At 43.3% G+C, this 16,730-nt stretch carries 14 protein-coding genes and 1 other RNA gene; 5 read left to right on the top strand and 10 right to left on the bottom strand.

Annotated elements, in window-relative coordinates:
• Positions 1 to 57: 57 nt before the first annotated feature.
• Positions 58 to 954: a YncE family protein gene (locus tag PSF27_RS06605; protein WP_272681141.1), complete on the top strand. Its 897-nt coding sequence runs from the start codon at positions 58 to 60 to the stop codon at positions 952 to 954.
• A gap of 99 nt (positions 955 to 1,053) precedes the next feature.
• Here the strand turns inward: PSF27_RS06605 and gcvP are convergent, their stop codons facing one another.
• The 7 genes from gcvP to PSF27_RS06640 all read right to left on the bottom strand — a co-directional run bounded on the left by gcvP (position 1,054) and on the right by PSF27_RS06640 (position 10,959).
• On the bottom strand, positions 1,054 to 3,930 hold the full coding sequence (gcvP, locus tag PSF27_RS06610) for an aminomethyl-transferring glycine dehydrogenase (protein ID WP_272573508.1): 2,877 nt from the start codon (positions 3,928 to 3,930) through the stop codon (positions 1,054 to 1,056).
• A gap of 381 nt (positions 3,931 to 4,311) precedes the next feature.
• Positions 4,312 to 4,704, bottom strand: a complete 393-nt coding sequence (gene gcvH / locus PSF27_RS06615; protein ID WP_047756761.1) for a glycine cleavage system protein GcvH — start codon at positions 4,702 to 4,704, stop codon at positions 4,312 to 4,314.
• A 43-nt stretch (positions 4,705 to 4,747) separates the two neighbouring features.
• On the bottom strand, positions 4,748 to 5,842 hold the full coding sequence (gene gcvT, locus PSF27_RS06620) for a glycine cleavage system aminomethyltransferase GcvT (RefSeq protein WP_206082652.1): 1,095 nt from the start codon (positions 5,840 to 5,842) through the stop codon (positions 4,748 to 4,750).
• A 570-nt stretch (positions 5,843 to 6,412) separates the two neighbouring features.
• Positions 6,413 to 7,642, bottom strand: a complete 1,230-nt coding sequence (gene ubiI / locus PSF27_RS06625) for an FAD-dependent 2-octaprenylphenol hydroxylase (protein ID WP_272539128.1) — start codon at positions 7,640 to 7,642, stop codon at positions 6,413 to 6,415.
• Between the two features lie 24 nt (positions 7,643 to 7,666).
• Positions 7,667 to 8,845: a 2-octaprenyl-6-methoxyphenyl hydroxylase gene (gene ubiH, locus PSF27_RS06630; RefSeq protein WP_272573506.1), complete on the bottom strand. Its 1,179-nt coding sequence runs from the start codon at positions 8,843 to 8,845 to the stop codon at positions 7,667 to 7,669.
• Between the two features lie 48 nt (positions 8,846 to 8,893).
• Positions 8,894 to 10,216 carry a Xaa-Pro aminopeptidase gene (gene pepP / locus PSF27_RS06635; protein ID WP_272539126.1) on the bottom strand — a complete coding sequence of 441 codons (1,323 nt, stop codon included), beginning with the start codon at positions 10,214 to 10,216 and terminating at the stop codon, positions 8,894 to 8,896.
• Positions 10,217 to 10,380: 164 nt separating this feature from the next.
• Positions 10,381 to 10,959 (bottom strand): YecA/YgfB family protein, encoded by a 579-nt coding sequence (locus PSF27_RS06640; protein WP_206082656.1) that lies wholly within the window; start codon positions 10,957 to 10,959, stop codon positions 10,381 to 10,383.
• 138 nt (positions 10,960 to 11,097) lie between these two features.
• Between PSF27_RS06640 and zapA the strand changes: the two genes are divergently transcribed.
• From zapA to PSF27_RS06655, 3 genes are all read left to right on the top strand, one after another.
• Positions 11,098 to 11,427, top strand: a complete 330-nt coding sequence (zapA, locus tag PSF27_RS06645) for a cell division protein ZapA (protein WP_047756767.1) — start codon at positions 11,098 to 11,100, stop codon at positions 11,425 to 11,427.
• 111 nt (positions 11,428 to 11,538) lie between these two features.
• A non-coding RNA gene (gene ssrS, locus PSF27_RS06650) (6S RNA) lies at positions 11,539 to 11,720 on the top strand.
• Positions 11,721 to 11,852: 132 nt separating this feature from the next.
• Complete coding sequence (locus PSF27_RS06655; RefSeq protein WP_272539125.1) at positions 11,853 to 12,443, top strand: 5-formyltetrahydrofolate cyclo-ligase; 591 nt, start codon at positions 11,853 to 11,855, stop codon at positions 12,441 to 12,443.
• 46 nt (positions 12,444 to 12,489) lie between these two features.
• Here the strand turns inward: PSF27_RS06655 and serA are convergent, their stop codons facing one another.
• Together serA and rpiA are read right to left on the bottom strand one after the other, a co-directional pair.
• The gene (serA, locus tag PSF27_RS06660; RefSeq protein ID WP_206082658.1) at positions 12,490 to 13,740 is read right to left on the bottom strand and encodes a phosphoglycerate dehydrogenase; all 1,251 of its coding nucleotides are present in this window, start codon (positions 13,738 to 13,740) and stop codon (positions 12,490 to 12,492) included.
• A 482-nt stretch (positions 13,741 to 14,222) separates the two neighbouring features.
• Positions 14,223 to 14,885, bottom strand: coding sequence for a ribose-5-phosphate isomerase RpiA (gene rpiA, locus PSF27_RS06665; RefSeq protein ID WP_206082659.1), 663 nt, complete (start codon positions 14,883 to 14,885; stop codon positions 14,223 to 14,225).
• A 193-nt stretch (positions 14,886 to 15,078) separates the two neighbouring features.
• Here rpiA and PSF27_RS06670 point away from each other — a divergent pair, with 193 nt between their 5' ends.
• Positions 15,079 to 15,993, top strand: coding sequence for a LysR family transcriptional regulator ArgP (locus PSF27_RS06670; protein WP_206082660.1), 915 nt, complete (start codon positions 15,079 to 15,081; stop codon positions 15,991 to 15,993).
• Here the strand turns inward: PSF27_RS06670 and PSF27_RS06675 are convergent.
• The gene (locus tag PSF27_RS06675) at positions 15,990 to 16,721 is read right to left on the bottom strand and encodes an oxidative stress defense protein (RefSeq protein ID WP_206082661.1); all 732 of its coding nucleotides are present in this window, start codon (positions 16,719 to 16,721) and stop codon (positions 15,990 to 15,992) included. The two genes, PSF27_RS06670 and PSF27_RS06675, sit on opposite strands and share 4 nt — an antisense overlap.
• Positions 16,722 to 16,730: the final 9 nt, after the last annotated feature.

Here is a 16,730-nt window from a genome sequence, read left to right on the forward strand (position 1 = left end):
AATTACCTAGTAATTTATCTTTTATGTAGTTTTGATTCGCTGTCAATGAGGTTAGATATGCCAAAAGACAATAAAAATGCTTCCCCTTATTTGTTATTGCTTGATATTCATTCCCCTTCTATTGTTCAGTTCAATAAGTCAACTCATCACCTAATGCCTCTAATTGAAGGACTCGGGGGTACACCTGACGGTATTGCAGTTGATCCTGATAATCGCTTAATCTATTGGAGCAACATGGGGGATAATTTTGATGAAAATGATGGCTCAATCAATGTTATGCATTTTGATGGTAGCAATAGAAAAATGCTATTAGGCAAAGGAGCAATAAGAACCCCCAAACAATTACAACTCGATCTGCTCAATCAACGGTTATATTGGTGCGATCGTGAAGGTGGAATGGTTTGCTCCTGCAGCATTAATGGTTCTGATCTAATGACCCACATTGCAAGGCCGCGAGATAAAAATGATCAAGTTGACATACTCGAACAATGTGTAGGCTTTGCCCTTGATCTAAAAAACAATTGGATTTACTGGACGCAAAAAGGAACGCCTAAGGGGAACTTAGGACGCATTTTTAGAGCACCATTAAGACCCAAAAATCCGCAATCTCCAGAAAGCCGCAGTGATATTCAGTTACTCTTGGCTGATTTACCTGAGCCTATCGATTTGTTACTCGATGAAGAAGCGAATATTTTATATTGGACTGATAGAGGGGCTGAACCTGATGGTAATAGCCTAAATTGTGCCAATGTCACCCTTCACGGGCTCACGAATCACCGCGTGATCAGCCGAGGATTCAAAGAAACAATAGGCCTAACTTATGATAAATCGACACAACTGATGTATGTCGCCGATCTCCGTGGCGGCGTTTATCAAGCTAATATAACAACGGGTGAGGTTGAAAAAATTTACCAAGGCAACAGTTATACAGGTATTGACCAATATTCTGGTTAAACGATAGAAGAATAAAAAGGCTTGCCCCAATGAAAATGAAAAAGGAAGCAAGCCTAATATTTATCTAACTAAATACATCTAGTTTACCCGATTAATCAATTACATATAGTCTTCAATCGGCACACATGAACAATGTAAATGACGGTCGCCATAGACATCATCAAGGCGTTTTACTGCTGGCCAATATTTGTTCGCTTTGGTTTGTTCCGTTGGGAATACTGCCAGCTCGCGGCTATAAGCGTGTGGCCACTCACTTGCCAGTTCAGTTTGCACGTGAGGGGAATTCACTAACGGGTTATCTTCTAATGTCCATTTCCCTTCAACCACTTGGTCAATTTCATCACGTATCGCTAACATCGCATCGATAAAACGATTGATTTCTGTGATACTTTCAGACTCAGTTGGCTCAATCATCAATGTTCCCGCCACAGGGAAAGACATCGTTGGCGCATGGAAGCCATAGTCAATCAGACGCTTAGCAATATCTAATTCGCTGATCCCAGTATCTTTCTTAATAGGACGCAAATCGACGATACATTCGTGAGCCACATAACCCTCTTGCCCCGTGTACAGAATGTCATAACGACCCGCAAGGCGCTTAGCGATGTAGTTCGCATTCAAAATCGCCACTTGACTAGCCTTTCTTAAGCCATATGAGCCCATCATGCGAATATACATCCAGCTGATAGGTAAGATTGACGCACTACCAAACGGAGCAGCGGAAACCGCGCCTTGGTCAGTAACCATATCTAATTCAACCACACTATGCCCTGGCACAAATGGTGCGAGATGCTTTTTCACACCAATAGGCCCCATACCTGGACCGCCGCCGCCATGTGGAATACAGAAAGTTTTATGTAAATTAAGATGAGAAACATCCGCGCCAATGAAGCCAGGTGTCGTCAACCCAACCTGCGCATTCATATTGGCACCATCAAGGTACACTTGCCCACCGTGCTGGTGAATGATTTCACACACTTCGCGAATGCTTTCTTCATACACTCCATGGGTGGATGGATAAGTGACCATCACACAGGATAAATCATCGCTATGCTGCTGTGCTTTTTCACGCAAATCCGTTAAGTCGATATTACCTTCATCATCACAACGCACCACCACGACTTCCATTCCTGCCATATGGGCAGATGCAGGGTTAGTACCATGCGCAGAAGCAGGGATCAAACAAATATTACGCGCACCTTCATTGCGGCTTTCATGGTAACGGCGAATAGCTAACAGACCAGCATATTCCCCTTGTGCACCTGAGTTTGGCTGCATACAAACCGCATCATAACCCGTTAATTGCACCAACCAGTGAGAGAGCTGCTCAATCATTTGGTGATAGCCTTGAGCTTGATCCGCTGGACAGAATGGGTGTAGCTCGCCAAACTCTGGCCACGTAATTGGGATCATTTCCGCGGCAGCATTGAGCTTCATGGTGCAAGAACCTAGCGGGATCATGGCTTGGTTCAGCGCTAAGTCTTTGCGCTCTAAGCTATGCATATAACGCATCATTTCCGTTTCGCTGTGGTAACGGTGAAAATTAGGATGCGCTAAGATTTCGTCTTTACGCTGTAATGCAGTGGGGATGGCTTGTTCAATTTCAGCAACTTGCTGATCTAGCTTTTCAAAATTTAGTTTTTCGTCTGAGCCAGTGATTACTGCAAATAATTGATTGATATCTTGGCGAGTGGTTGTTTCACTTAGTGTGACACCTACAGCGCCATGAATATCAGTACGTAAGTTGATTTTTGCTTTTTCTGCACGCGCTAATACCGCAGTTTTGTCTGCCACCTCAATCGCTAAAGTATCAAACCATGTTTTGTGACGTGATACAAAACCTGCATCTGCTAACGCTTTCGCCAAAATTGATGTAAAGCGGTGGATACGCCCTGCAATCAATTTAAGCCCTTCAGGGCCATGATACACCGCGTACATGGCAGCAATATTAGCCAGTAACACTTGGGATGTACAAATATTCGAGTTCGCTTTTTCACGGCGAATATGTTGTTCACGGGTTTGCATTGCCATGCGTAATGCCGTATTACCCGCTGCATCACGTGAAACACCAATAATGCGACCTGGCATAGCCCGTTTAAACTCATCGCGGCATGCAAAGAATGCTGCGTGAGGCCCACCATAGCCCATCGGTACACCAAAGCGCTGAGCGGAACCAAAAACAATGTCCGCCCCTTGTTTACCTGGGGCCGTTAATAATACGAGCGCCATCATTTCTGCCGCAACACAGCTGACAATTTGACGCTCTTTTAATTGGGCGAGCAGCTCAGTGTAATCATGAACATTGCCTGTTGTGCCAACTTGTTGTAACAACACACCAAATACGCCTTCATGATCTAAAACTTTTTCAGCGCTATCGACAATAATTTCAAAGCCGAAAGTCCCTGCACGCGTGCGCACTACATCAAGCGTTTGTGGGTGAACGTCATCCGCCACAAAGAAACGCTCCGCATTTTTTAATTTACTAATGCGCTTCGCCATCGCCATCGCTTCTGCCGCGGCAGTGGCTTCATCCAATAATGATGCAGAAGCAAGGTCTAACCCTGTTAGGTCAATAGTCAGTTGCTGGAAATTAAGCAGAGATTCTAAGCGGCCTTGGGATACTTCGGGTTGATATGGGGTATAAGCCGTATACCAACCTGGGTTTTCCAGTAAGTTACGTAAGATAACAGGTGGCAATACAGCAGGTGCATAGCCCATCCCAATGTAGCTTTTATAGCGTTTATTCAACGATGCAATGGCTTTTAACTCAGCCAATGCTTCTTGTTCGGTGGCTCCGCCGCCTACTCTTGGCGGCTCTGGAAGTAAAATGGCCTTCGGCACAATTTTATCCATTAAGTTATCGAGCGATGACGCCCCCACGGTATCTAACATGGTTTTTATTTGTTGTTCTGAAGATCCAATGTGGCGCGAGATAAATTCTGAACGGTTTTCTAATTGACTCAGTGACATCGACATATCTGTGTTCCCATCCTTTGTCTGCTATGCATAAGTTGTCGGGCGGTTATTACGGAACTTGCGAGATAACACTCAAAATCAGTGATGTAGCGATTTGTTTCTTGTTTCTAACGAATTATATTTTATCAATCCTCTAAATAGTTCAACTTGTGGCTAGGCGGCAAGCAAATGAGCCCTTAGGAGCATACACAAGTATGTGACAAGGGCGAGTGAGCGAAGCCAACACCGCCACAAGATGAAATATGACGAGGATTTTATTCTAAATAGCTTGAGTTGTGGCTAGGCGGCAAACGAAGACAATCTTGGGGAGCATACACAAGTATGTGAGCCAAGTTGTCGAGTGCAGCCAACACCGCCACAACACAAAATATGACGAATAAACTATTCTTCAGCTTCAATCATAGAGGTATACCCCGCCGCATCAATCAAATCCGCCAGCTCTGCGGTATCCGATGCTTTAATACGGAAAATCCAACCTTCTTGGTATGGTTGTTCATTTACCAGCTCAGGAGAATCGCTCAGTTCGCTGTTTACTGCCACAATTTCGCCGCTCAGTGGTGCATAGATATCAGACGCGGCTTTTACAGATTCAACCACAGCAACATCATCACCTGCACTGACGACATTTCCCACCTCAGGTAAATCAACAAACACCATGTCCCCTAACGTTTCTTGCGCATGTTCAGTGATACCAACGGTATATTCACCATTGCCTTCATCACGCAGCCACTCATGTTCACGGGTATACATTAACTCTTTAGGTGTATTGCTCATCATTAGCCTCTCATTTTAAATTTATTGATTGGGTTAGCCCAAATTACACTAAGCGGTTACCTTCGCGGACAAAGCCCGGTTTAACCACTTCAACAGGCATTTCTCGCTGTCGAATTTCAACAATCGCTTTGTCTTGAATTCCGTTCGGGACACGTGCCAACGCAATACTAAAGCCTAAAGTGGGTGAGAAAGAACCACTGGTAATGACGCCTTCTTTCAATTCACCCAAATCATCAGTGAAGCGAATCACTTGCCCTGCACGCAGTATACCCTTATCGCGCATCACAATACCGACAAGTTTTTCTGTTCCTTGCTCACGTAATTTTTCGAGCGCTTCACGGCCAATAAACTGGCGGTCTTCAGGTTTCCACGCAATCGTCCAACCCATATTTGCAGCAAGAGGAGAAATTGTTTCATCCATATCTTGGCCGTATAGGTTCATCCCTGCCTCTAAACGTAATGTATCACGGGCACCTAAGCCTGCAGGATGAACACCTGCTTTCAATAATTTATGCCAAAAATCAACAACCTGTTCTTTTGGCATTGCAATTTCATAGCCTTTTTCGCCAGTATAACCCGTTGTTGCGATAAACAAATCGCCAGTTTGAACGCCATAAAATGGCTTCATACCCTCAATGGCATGCTTTTGCTCTGGGCTCAATAATGAATGGACTTTCTCTGGCGCTTTAGGGCCTTGAACAGCAAGAAGAGCTAAATCATCACGTACTTGGATATCGACGGCATAGCCTGCAGCGTGTTGCTCAATCCATGCAAGGTCTTTTTCCCGTGTTGCCGAGTTAACCACGAGACGATAAAAATCATCAGCAAAGTAATACACAATCAAGTCATCAATCACACCACCTGATGCATTCAACATACCGGTATACAGTGCTTTGCCTTGCTCGGTGAGTTTATTGATATCATTCGCTAAAAGGTAACGAAGGAAGTCACGGCAGCCACCGCCATGCAAATCGACAATGGTCATATGGGAAACATCAAACATCCCTGCATCCGTTCGAACAACATTATGTTCATTAATTTGCGAACCATAATGCAATGGCATCATCCAACCATGAAAATCCACCATCTTTGCACCACAAGCAATATGCTCGTCATACAGTGTTGTCTGCTTTACCATGAATACCCTCTTTGTTCGATTAAGATATTTTGGAATGTTTACGGGTTAAAAATATCAATTGGTCATTATTAAATGGGCATTTTTAACCTAACGCAAACGATAACTTCTGTTAAAAAACTACCACTGTTTGCCTTCTGACTCTATAAAAAAAAATAGGGCGATATCTCCCTCTGTATTACTGATTACCCCCTACTTTTACCAGTAATTTTTGTTAAATAATTGAGAATGATCACTCAAAAACAGCCCAACACTGCTTATTTAGCTCAAAATATCGTCAGGTAGCTCTAAAAACACATGAATGATTTAATTAATTAAAAGCCCATTAAATTAGAAAAACTAATGCGAAAACTTGATATAATTAGTTTTTTTCAGTCATTGATGGAAATAATAACAGAGCAAAATTAACTCAGAAATGATCATCAATGGCGACAAAAGATAAAAAGATGAATGACTCAATTATTTAAATTGGCAATTGATGTTATGAAAAAATAGGTCACTGATAGTGGAAAATTGGAAGGTTTTAATCATTTGAGAAGGCATAATTTATATTATGCCTTCTGAGAAAGGAATTTATACTACTTCATCAACTTGTAGCTGTTCCAACCACTTAGGCATATCAAACAACCCCATCGCGTGGTTCAATAATTGGGGTTTTACACCTGGTAGGCTATCTGCCAATACTAAGCCTATATCACGCAAGAGTTTTTTCGCTGGGTTATTGCCATCGAACAACTCACGAAAACCTTGCATCCCTGCTAACATCAATGCAGCGCTATGTTTACGACTACGCTCATAATCGCGCAAATAAAAATACTGGCCAAAATCCTTACCTTCACGATGTAAACGCTTAATTTCACCGATTAACATCGCCACATCCATGAAACCAAGGTTAACCCCTTGCCCAGCCAATGGGTGAATGGTATGGGCTGCATCACCCAATAAGGCTAATCGCTGCGCCGCAAACTGCCGTGCATAACGCCCTGTGAGCGGAATGGTCATACGGTCACTTTCGACTTGGCAAAGGCCAAGCTGAACATCGAACGCAACAGCAAGTTCTTTATCAAAATCGGCTTTATCCAACGCTTGGCGCCTTGCGGCTTCTGTTGCCGGCTGTGACCAAACAATGGAGCAAAGATGCGGATCAGCTAATGGTAGAAAGGCTAAAATGCCTTCGCCATCAAAAGATTGGCGAGCAACACCTTCGTGCGGTTTTTCTGTGCGAATAGTTGCCACCAGCGCGGTATGTTCGTAATCCCAAAACGTCAGTGGGATATCGGCATGGCTGCGTAACCACGAATTCGCGCCATCAGCACCTACAATCAGCCTTGCAGTCAACATGTTTTCATCATCTAACGTGATAAACACATCATTCTCACCCCATACGACTTTTTTAATGGTTGCAGGTGCCAATAATGTCACATCACGCAGTTCAGAAGCCTTTTGCCACAATGCATCGCGTACCACATTATTTTCGACAATATGGCCTAAATGAGTCAGATTGCGCTCTTGTGCTGAAAATGTGATACGCCCAAAACTGTTGTTGTCCCACACTTCCATACCGTTATAGGCGGCAGCTCTCATACTTTTAATCGCTGGCCAAACGCCCAAATGGGTCAACAGTTTTTCACTTGCCGCATTAATCGCGGATACTCGTAATGCATAAGGCTCCGACGCAGAAAATGTCTTTTTCGGTGGATGATTTTCCACCACAGCAACGCGCAGGCCGCTTCCTTCAAGGCCACATGCAAGGGCAAGCCCCACCATGCCACCACCAGCGATAACCACATCAAACGATTGCATACTTTTTTCCTCTTTATATCGTGGTTATTGGTGAACAACCCAGCCCAATGTTTGACGAGCCAAAACATCGCGGACAGGCGGCAACATCTCCATTGCCATTAAACCTAAATTTCTTCCCACAATTAATGGGATACAGCGATTTGCAAATACGCGAACCAAACCATCAGTCATGGTCACGGTTTTTTCTCGGTCAATTGCACGAGCCTGTTGATACTGGCTTAATAGGGAATAACTGCCAATATCTTGCTGATTTTCATGAGCCTTAACCACAATTTGTGCCAATTGCATCACATCACGAATACCAAGGTTAAACCCTTGCCCCGCGATAGGGTGTAATGTTTGAGCTGCATTACCGACTAAAACGACACGGTGACTCACTGGGTTCAGTGCTTTGCGAAGTGCCAGCGGGTAGCAATGGCGTTTACCCGCCATTTCTATTTTCCCTAGACGCCAACCAAATGCGGTCTGCAATTTGTTAATAAAGGTTGCATCATCCCATGCATTAATCGCCTCCGCATGTTCTTGATGATGACACCAAACTAGCGAGCTGCGCCCCTCTGACATAGGTAATAAAGCCAGTGGCCCAAACTCAGTAAAGCGTTCAAAAGCTTGGCCTTTCGGGTCAATGGCCGTTTTCACATTAGCAATAATGGCGACTTGGCCATAATCATCCTGCTGCCACTGCATATTGCAGGCTTGACCAACTAAAGAACGACTACCATCTGCAGCAATCAATAGTTCACCACTCACCGTTTTCCCCGTATCTAATGTCACGGTGACTGAATCTTGTTCGCGGCGAATACTGTCAACTTTTGCAGGGCAATATAACGTGACGCCAGGCGCCTTTCGTAATAGCGAAAAAAGACGAGCACCCGCTTCGTGCAACTCAATCACATTGCCAAGAGCAGGAATATGATAGTCTTTTGCGTTGATATTCACAAAACCTGCGTGCCCACGGTCAGAAACATGAACGTGAGTAATCGGCGTTACACAATCGGCAAACGCTGGCCATACCCCTATTTTCGCTAAATATTGGCACGTACCATGGGCTAATGCGATAGCACGCGCGTCGAATCCAGGGTGTTTACCTTCTGGTAAAGAGGCCTCGATTAATGAAACCGATAATTTTCCTTGGCTAAGTGAAGAAATTGCCAAGGCTAATGTCGCCCCAGCCATTCCTCCACCCACGATGATCACATTCATGGGTTGTTTATTACCTTTTTATGATTAACCTTTTACCGTTAATAACCTCTACCCTAAACGCTGCTTTGCAGCCGCCATTAGGGCTTCTATTTCATCAGGGTCTTTGACTACTAAATCCGTTAAGTTTTCATTCCCGTTTTCAGTGATCACAATATCATCTTCAATACGAATACCGATGCCACGGTATTGTGGCGGTACGTCAGCATCTGGCGCAATATATAAACCAGGTTCAACCGTCAGAACCATTCCTACTTCTAGTGTACGGTCACGGTCTGTACCATAGAAACCAACATCGTGCACATCTAACCCTAACCAATGACTTAAACCATGCATAAAGAAAGCTTGATATGCTTTGTTTTCGATCAATTGATCGACGTCGCCCTGTAAAATTCCGAGTGCAACTAACCCTTCAGTCTTAATCCGCACAATTTCACGTGTCACTTCATGGATACTGGTACCTGGGCGATACAGCGTTAATGCAGTATCCAGCGCTTTAAGAACAATGTCATAAATTTCACGCTGTGCTTGACTAAACTTACCGTTCACTGGGAAAGTGCGGGTGATGTCCCCTGCATAGCCGTCAAACTCGGCGCCTGCGTCAATCAACACTAACTCGCCATCTTTCATTTGGCATTCATTTTCGGTGTAATGCAAAATACAGGCATTTTCGCCGCTACCCACAATCGAGTTATACGATGGGAAACGTGCTCCATGACGAGTGAACTCGTGTTCTAACTCGCCACAGAGTTGATATTCATACATATTTGGTCGGCAGGTTTCCATCGCACGAATATGTGCTAAAGCGGAAATTCGCCCTGCCTCACGCATGGTATTCAGTTCGGCCTCAGATTTAAACAAGCGCATTTCATGGACGATTGGACGCCAATCGATAACCGCTTGCGGTGCACGTAGATTACGGCGACTGCCTTTACGCAAGGTTTCCAGCGCATCAAATACCAGCTTATCTGCATACGCAAATTCCCCCTGAGCATGATAAACCACATCCAATCCATTCAGTAATTGGTAAAGTTGTTCTTCAATTTCATCAAAGGGCAATGCTTTATCAATCCCCAGTTTTTGAGGGGCGGCTTCTTGACCAAGGCGACGACCAAACCAAATTTCAGCCGTTAAATCACGAACGCGGTTAAAAAGAACAGTATGGCTATGCTTTTCATCACTTTTAATCAGTACTAATACCGCTTCTGGCTCACTAAACCCTGTCAAATAAAGAAAATCACTGTGTTGACGATACGGGTATTCACAATCGGCATTACGCTGCGCAGTTGGTGCAGAAAAAACCACAGCTGCACTTCCCGCGTCCATTTTTGCCAATAATGCATTGCGACGAGCAACAAATTCCTGTTTATTCATACCGTTTTTGCCTTATTATCTGAATTATTAGGTTGCTAACATATTGTTGGTGCCAATATGCGCGACGATAATGACTTAACACTGATTAAAATCGACCCAAAGCCGCTTCGTTCTACCTTTCGATAAAACAAAGTGGCGTGTTTTTAGTCATAAACAAGTCGGGATTAGTGAAGGATCGGCTTGTTATTCTCAACAACAGTTGGGCCTTTTTTCGGCTCAACTAACGCGATATAACATAACTGCACAGCCACTCTCACGTATTCAACCACTTCTTCTAGTGCCTGTTCTAGTTCTTCTTGGTCTTCATCTTCATCGTAACCAAGCATCCCGATATTACGCAGATCCGTAATGACTTCACTGATTTCTTTTTTATCAGCTAATTTCGGTTGTGCGACACCCACGCCTAATAGAAAGTGATTAACCCAGCCCGCTAATGCGTCTGCGTGGTCAAATATCGACGCCTCTTCATCAGGGAATAGCATGGTAAATGCAAATTCACTGTCATCAAGCGCTTCAAATGTGGTATCGAACAATTCACGCAGAGGTTGAGCGACAGTTTGCGGGAATGCAAGACCATCGTTAGCAAGGTCATGGACAAGTGTTTGCCAGCCATGATCACGGCTTCCACCACAGATTAAGCCCGTAATTAAACCATGGATTTCCGCCGCGGTAAGTGCTATTGAGTGCTGTTGCAGCAGTTTGTCCAGTGATTCATAGTTTGGTAAAGATTTTTGTATAGACATCTGAATTCGTCATGTTAGCTTATGATTCGTGATATGCTACCATCAAGGGTAGTCGCTAACCAGTATGCTTTTGTCTTATCTATTAATTGCGCCAAATATGATGTATTTATGGCGAGTATTATTCAGTATGGAGGTTTCATGTCCGCACAACCTGTCGACATTCAGATTTTTGGGCGTTCAATGCGCGTTAATTGCCCATCAGAACAAAAAGAGGCCCTTCTTGAGTCGGCTAAAGAATTAGAACAACGCTTGCAAAATCTGAAAGATAAAAGCGGTGTTACCAATATGGAACAACTTATTTTTATCGTAGCATTGAACGTCTGTCACGAATTAGCACAAGAAAAGACAAAAACGCGTGATTATGCTTATAATATGGAAGAGAAGATAAAAATGTTGCAACATACGATTGAACAAGCCTTGCACGATCAGGTGAAAATCACTGAGAGGCAAGTATTGCCCTTAGAGTAAATCTGCTTATTAATCAGACACTAGTAAAAAAAAATATACAAAATTAGGGTTGCATTTTAAATCTAGTTTCGTACAATGAAATCACTGAGTAACGATAAGTTCTCAAACCAAATTTCTCTGAGATGCGCGTGAGTGGGCGAGTCCCCTGAGCCGATATTTCAACTAAAAAGAATGCGGTTATTGCGCTGGTGAGCATGCCTGATTCGTTCAGGAAGCCTAAAGGTTGCTAAACTGCGTTCACCTTGAACCAAGGGTTCAAGGGTTACAGCCTACAACGGCATCTTGGAGACCCTCAATTTTTTCTGTTGTACTTTCAATTGTTTAATCCCTCAAGCCCAATTTATTAACCTGCACTATTTCTGACCTTACGATATACTATTTTGAATATTGCTATTTCCTATCGCCGTTCACAGTAGGTTATTGATATGCAAGACACACTTTCTACCCAGCGCCAACAAATTCGCCAAACCATTCGTCAAGCTCGCCGTCAGTTAACCCCTGAGCAGCAAAAAATTGCGGCTGAACAAGCTAAACTCAATGCGTTGCAGCACCCTAAAATTGCACAAGCAAAAAATATCGCCCTGTTTTTATCGTTTGATGGTGAAATTAATACCCAACCGCTTATTGATGCCTTATGGCAACAAAATAAACAGATTTACTTACCTGTTTTACACCCTTTTAGTGCCCACCATTTGCTATTTCTTCACTATCACCCAGATTCACAGCTAGTGAAAAATCGCTTTAATATTGCGGAGCCGCCATTAGATGTGCGTGATGTTTTACCACCCGAGCAACTTGATGTGATGTTAATTCCGCTAGTGGCCTTTGATAGCCAAGGACAACGCTTAGGAATGGGTGGCGGTTTTTACGATAGAACGTTAGCGAATTGGCAGAAAAGTGGGTTTTACCCCATCGGTCTGGCCCATGATTGCCAACATGTTGAACAGTTGCCTGTTGCTCATTGGGATATTCCATTACCTGAAATTATTACCCCGAAAAAAATATGGCGCTGGTAATCAATACCTGCGCCATCGCATTAGAAATAAAACGGGTTATACGAAATTAGAATAACAGACGTGCACGAATAGTGCCTGGTAAGTCTTTCAGTTTTTGTAACGCTTCATCTGTTTGATTTGGTGTTTGCATCAATACGTCAATAACGACGTAACCAACATTGCCAGATGTCCGCAAATACTGACCCACCACGTTAATGTTACTTTCAGTAAACACTTGGTTAATGCTATTCAAGATACCAGGGCGGTTTTCATGGATATGCAAGAAACGGTTAGTATCTTCAGTATGCACTGGCAGAGAAACTTCTGGGAAGTTAACCGCAGAGAGCGTTGAACCGTTATCTGAGTATTTCGCCAGCTTACTTGCGACTTCTAATCCAATATTTTCTTGCGCTTCTTCTGTAGAGCCCCCGATGTGAGGGGTTAAGATCACATTATCGAATTTAATCAGTTCAGAAATAAATGGATCATTCGGATCATTATTTGCCGCAGGCTCACTTGGGAATACGTCAACTGCTGCACCTGATAAATGCTTACTTTCCAGCGCAGCTGCCAATGCAGGAATATCCACCACAGTACCACGTGACGCATTAATAAAGATTGAACCTGGTTTCATGCGGTCAAACTGTTCTTTAGCAAACATGTTTTTCGTGCTAGCTGTTTCTGGGACATGGAGGCTGACGACATCACTCATATTGAGTAACTCAGTCAAAGAACGCACTTGTGTTGCATTTCCTAAAGGCAATTTATTTTCAATATCATAGAAGAAAACATTCATACCAATACCTTCAGCCAAGATCCCCAGCTGGGTACCGATATGGCCGTATCCAACGATACCAAGACGCTTACCACGTGCTTCAAAACAGCCTTTTGCTTGTTTTTCCCAAATGCCACGGTGTGCTTGCATATTCGCTTCAGGAATACGACGTAACAGCAGTAATAGTTGACCTAATACCATCTCAGCAACGGAACGGGTATTTGAGAATGGTGCATTAAAGACAGGGATACCGCGTTTTGCCGCAGCGTCCAAATCCACTTGGTTGGTTCCGATACAGAAACAACCCACCGCCACTAATTTTTCAGCAGCGGCGAAAATCTCTTCAGATAAATGAGTGCGGGAACGGATACCGACAAAGCGCGCATCTTTGATCGCTTCTTTTAATTCTTCATCAGATAATGCGCTTTTATGGTATTCAATATTGGTATAACCCGCCGCTTTTAGGTTATCAACAGCGCTCTGGTGAACACCTTCTAGCAGTAAAAATTTTATTTTGTCTTTATGCAAAGATACCTTGACCATTTCCCTACCCTATCGTGAACGTTTTAAATTTGTGACAGATGAATTTGCTTGTTTGACTCATGGTTTTGCTCAACATAATTCAAGGCATATCCATACCAGCACATTCATCTACCTTGAAATCTGAAAAGAGTATACCAACATAGCAAAATTCCGCGCAGTATCAATACAACCGTTTGCTTAAGAGGTGCTAAAAAGCGCGAAGAAAAAGAAGTTAAATGGTAGAAAATCAGGAGCAGTAACACAAAATAAGGATTTTTCCTGCACAATACATATTAGTGTGAGATATATCACCAAAATCGCGGAATAATAAAAATAATGAAATAAATTTCAAATTAATGATATTTATAAAACTGGTCAATTATTTTCCTATCTACCCACTAACTAAATACGTTAATTCCTTTTTTACCTTATAAAAAAGCCAGCAACTAAACAGTTTGCTGGCCTATAAATTAGGTCAATTAATTCACCAAAATAATTAGCGATTATAATTTGATCGTTTTAACACCTTCATCTGTTGTTCCCATCAGGACAACATCAGCACCGCGATTAGCAAATAAACCAACGGTGACAACGCCCGCAATACCATTAATGGTATTTTCTAACGCGACAGGATCAACAATGCTTAAATTGTGAACATCTAAGATCACATTGCCGTTATCAGTGATCACATTTTGACGGTATTCTGGTGTACCGCCCAGTTTAACCAATTCACGTGCCACATAACTACGTGCCATTGGGATAACTTCAACAGGCAGAGGGAACTTACCTAATACATCAACCAGTTTTGATTGGTCAACAATACACACAAAGGTTTTCGCGATCGCAGAAACGATTTTTTCACGTGTTAACGCAGCACCACCGCCCTTGATCATGTTCATATGGTGATCGACTTCATCCGCACCATCAACGTATACATCTAATGAATCCACTTCATTACAATCAAAAACAGGAATACCTAATGATTTAAGTTTTTGAGTTGACGCTTCAGAGCTAGAAACAGCGCCTTCAATTTGCCCTTTCATTGTCGCTAAAGCATCAATAAAGTGCGATGCAGTAGACCCTGTACCTACACCGACAATTGTGCCTGGTTTGACGTATTCTAGTGCTGCCCAACCCACCGCTTTTTTTAATTCATCCTGCGTCATGCTCATGCCTTTTGCTATTTAATTGAGACGTAATTGTGAATGAGTATATACCGAACCGAAAATAAGTTGCAGTGTTGTTCGCTGCATTTGTGCGTTACTTCTTGCGATTTGTCGGAAGCTCGCAATAATTGCAGGTGTTATCAATAAAAATATGGCATAGTGCTTAGCAGAATAACAACAAGGAGACTTTTTGATGAAGCGCCCTGACTACCGCGCATTACAAGCACTGGATGCTGTTATCCGTGAACGCGGCTTTGAGCGTGCAGCTCAAAAGCTTTGCATCACACAATCTGCTGTTTCACAACGGATAAAACAGTTAGAGAACCTGTTCGGGCAACCTTTACTTGTGCGAACCGTTCCGCCACATCCGACTGAACAAGGGCAAAAACTGTTAGCACTGCTTCATCAAGTTGAATTATTGGAAGAACAGTGGCTTGGAGATGAAAATACAGGGTCAACACCTCTATTACTTTCCCTTGCAGTTAACGCCGACAGTTTAGCAACGTGGTTTCTCCCTGCGCTCAATCCAGTTCTAGGCAATAGCCCTATTCGGTTGAATATCCAAGTGGAAGACGAAACTCGCACTCAAGAACGTTTAAGACGCGGTGAAGTGGTGGGTGCAATAAGTATCCAGCCACAAGCGTTACCCGGCTGTTTAGTAGATAAACTAGGCGCCTTGGACTATATCTTTGTTGCTTCTCCTGATTTCGCCGCAAAATATTTCCCTGATGGCGTCACTCGCTCATCCCTATTAAAAGCCCCCGCAGTCGCATTTGACCACTTGGATGATATGCACCAAGCTTTTGTTCAGCAAAACTTTGGCTTATCGCCGGGCAGCGTTCCTTGCCATATTGTTAATTCGTCAGAAGCCTTTGTGCAATTAGCTAAGCAGGGTTCTACCTGTTGTATGATCCCTCATTTACAAATTGCCGAAGAATTGAAAAATGGTGAGTTAGTCGACTTAACACCGGGGCTATGCCAACGTCGTATGCTGTACTGGCACCGTTTTGCACCCGAAAGCCGTACCATGAAGAGAGTGACTGACGCCCTCTTAAAAACTGGGCGTCAGATGCTAAAACAAGAAGACGAAAATGAGACTGAAAGTTAACGTTTCAGTTCAAATACAACATCAACTTGGTCATTAAAATCAATACTTTGCTGTTCATAGGTCTCATCAATATTGAGATCTTGAGCAGCGGCTTTCATTTTACCACCATAAGCTCTTGCCGCTATTGGATAAGGCACTGCCGCAGGTGCATTGTAACTAATGCTATACACTGGGCCCAACTGTGCATTAAACCCTTTTGCAACTTCAGTCGCTTGCTCTGTCGCATTTTTGATAGCTTGCGCACGAGCGGCATCACGGTATTGCTCAGGTTTTAACACCCCAAATTGCACAGAATTAATATCATTTAAACCTGCGGCTAACGCACCGTCTAATAGGGTGTTTAGTTGGTCAAGTTTAGTGACTTTCACTTCAACTGAACGGATTGCGGTATAACCTTCAATCGTCGATTTTTGCTTCACGCTGCTGTAATCATATTTTGGCTGCGTACGCACATTGGCGGCGTTAATGTCTTGTTTCTCGATTCCGTTTTTCTTTAAGAATTCGAAATACTCGGCAACACGCTTGTCTACCGCAGCCTTCGCAGCCGCAGCATCTTTTGCTGTCACTTCCACAACGATATTCAATGTCGCCATATCAGGTGTTGCTTTCACAACAGAATTACCCGATGTGGTAATGTGCGGGCCATTTGGTAGCGCATCGGCCAGAGACAGGGTAGGAACCGCTGCACCTGCCACCATGGCAGCGAGAACTAAAGATTTTAATTTCACAGAACCTCC

This window comes from Providencia sp. PROV129, assembly GCF_028482245.1.
GTDB lineage: Bacteria > Pseudomonadota > Gammaproteobacteria > Enterobacterales > Enterobacteriaceae > Providencia > Providencia vermicola.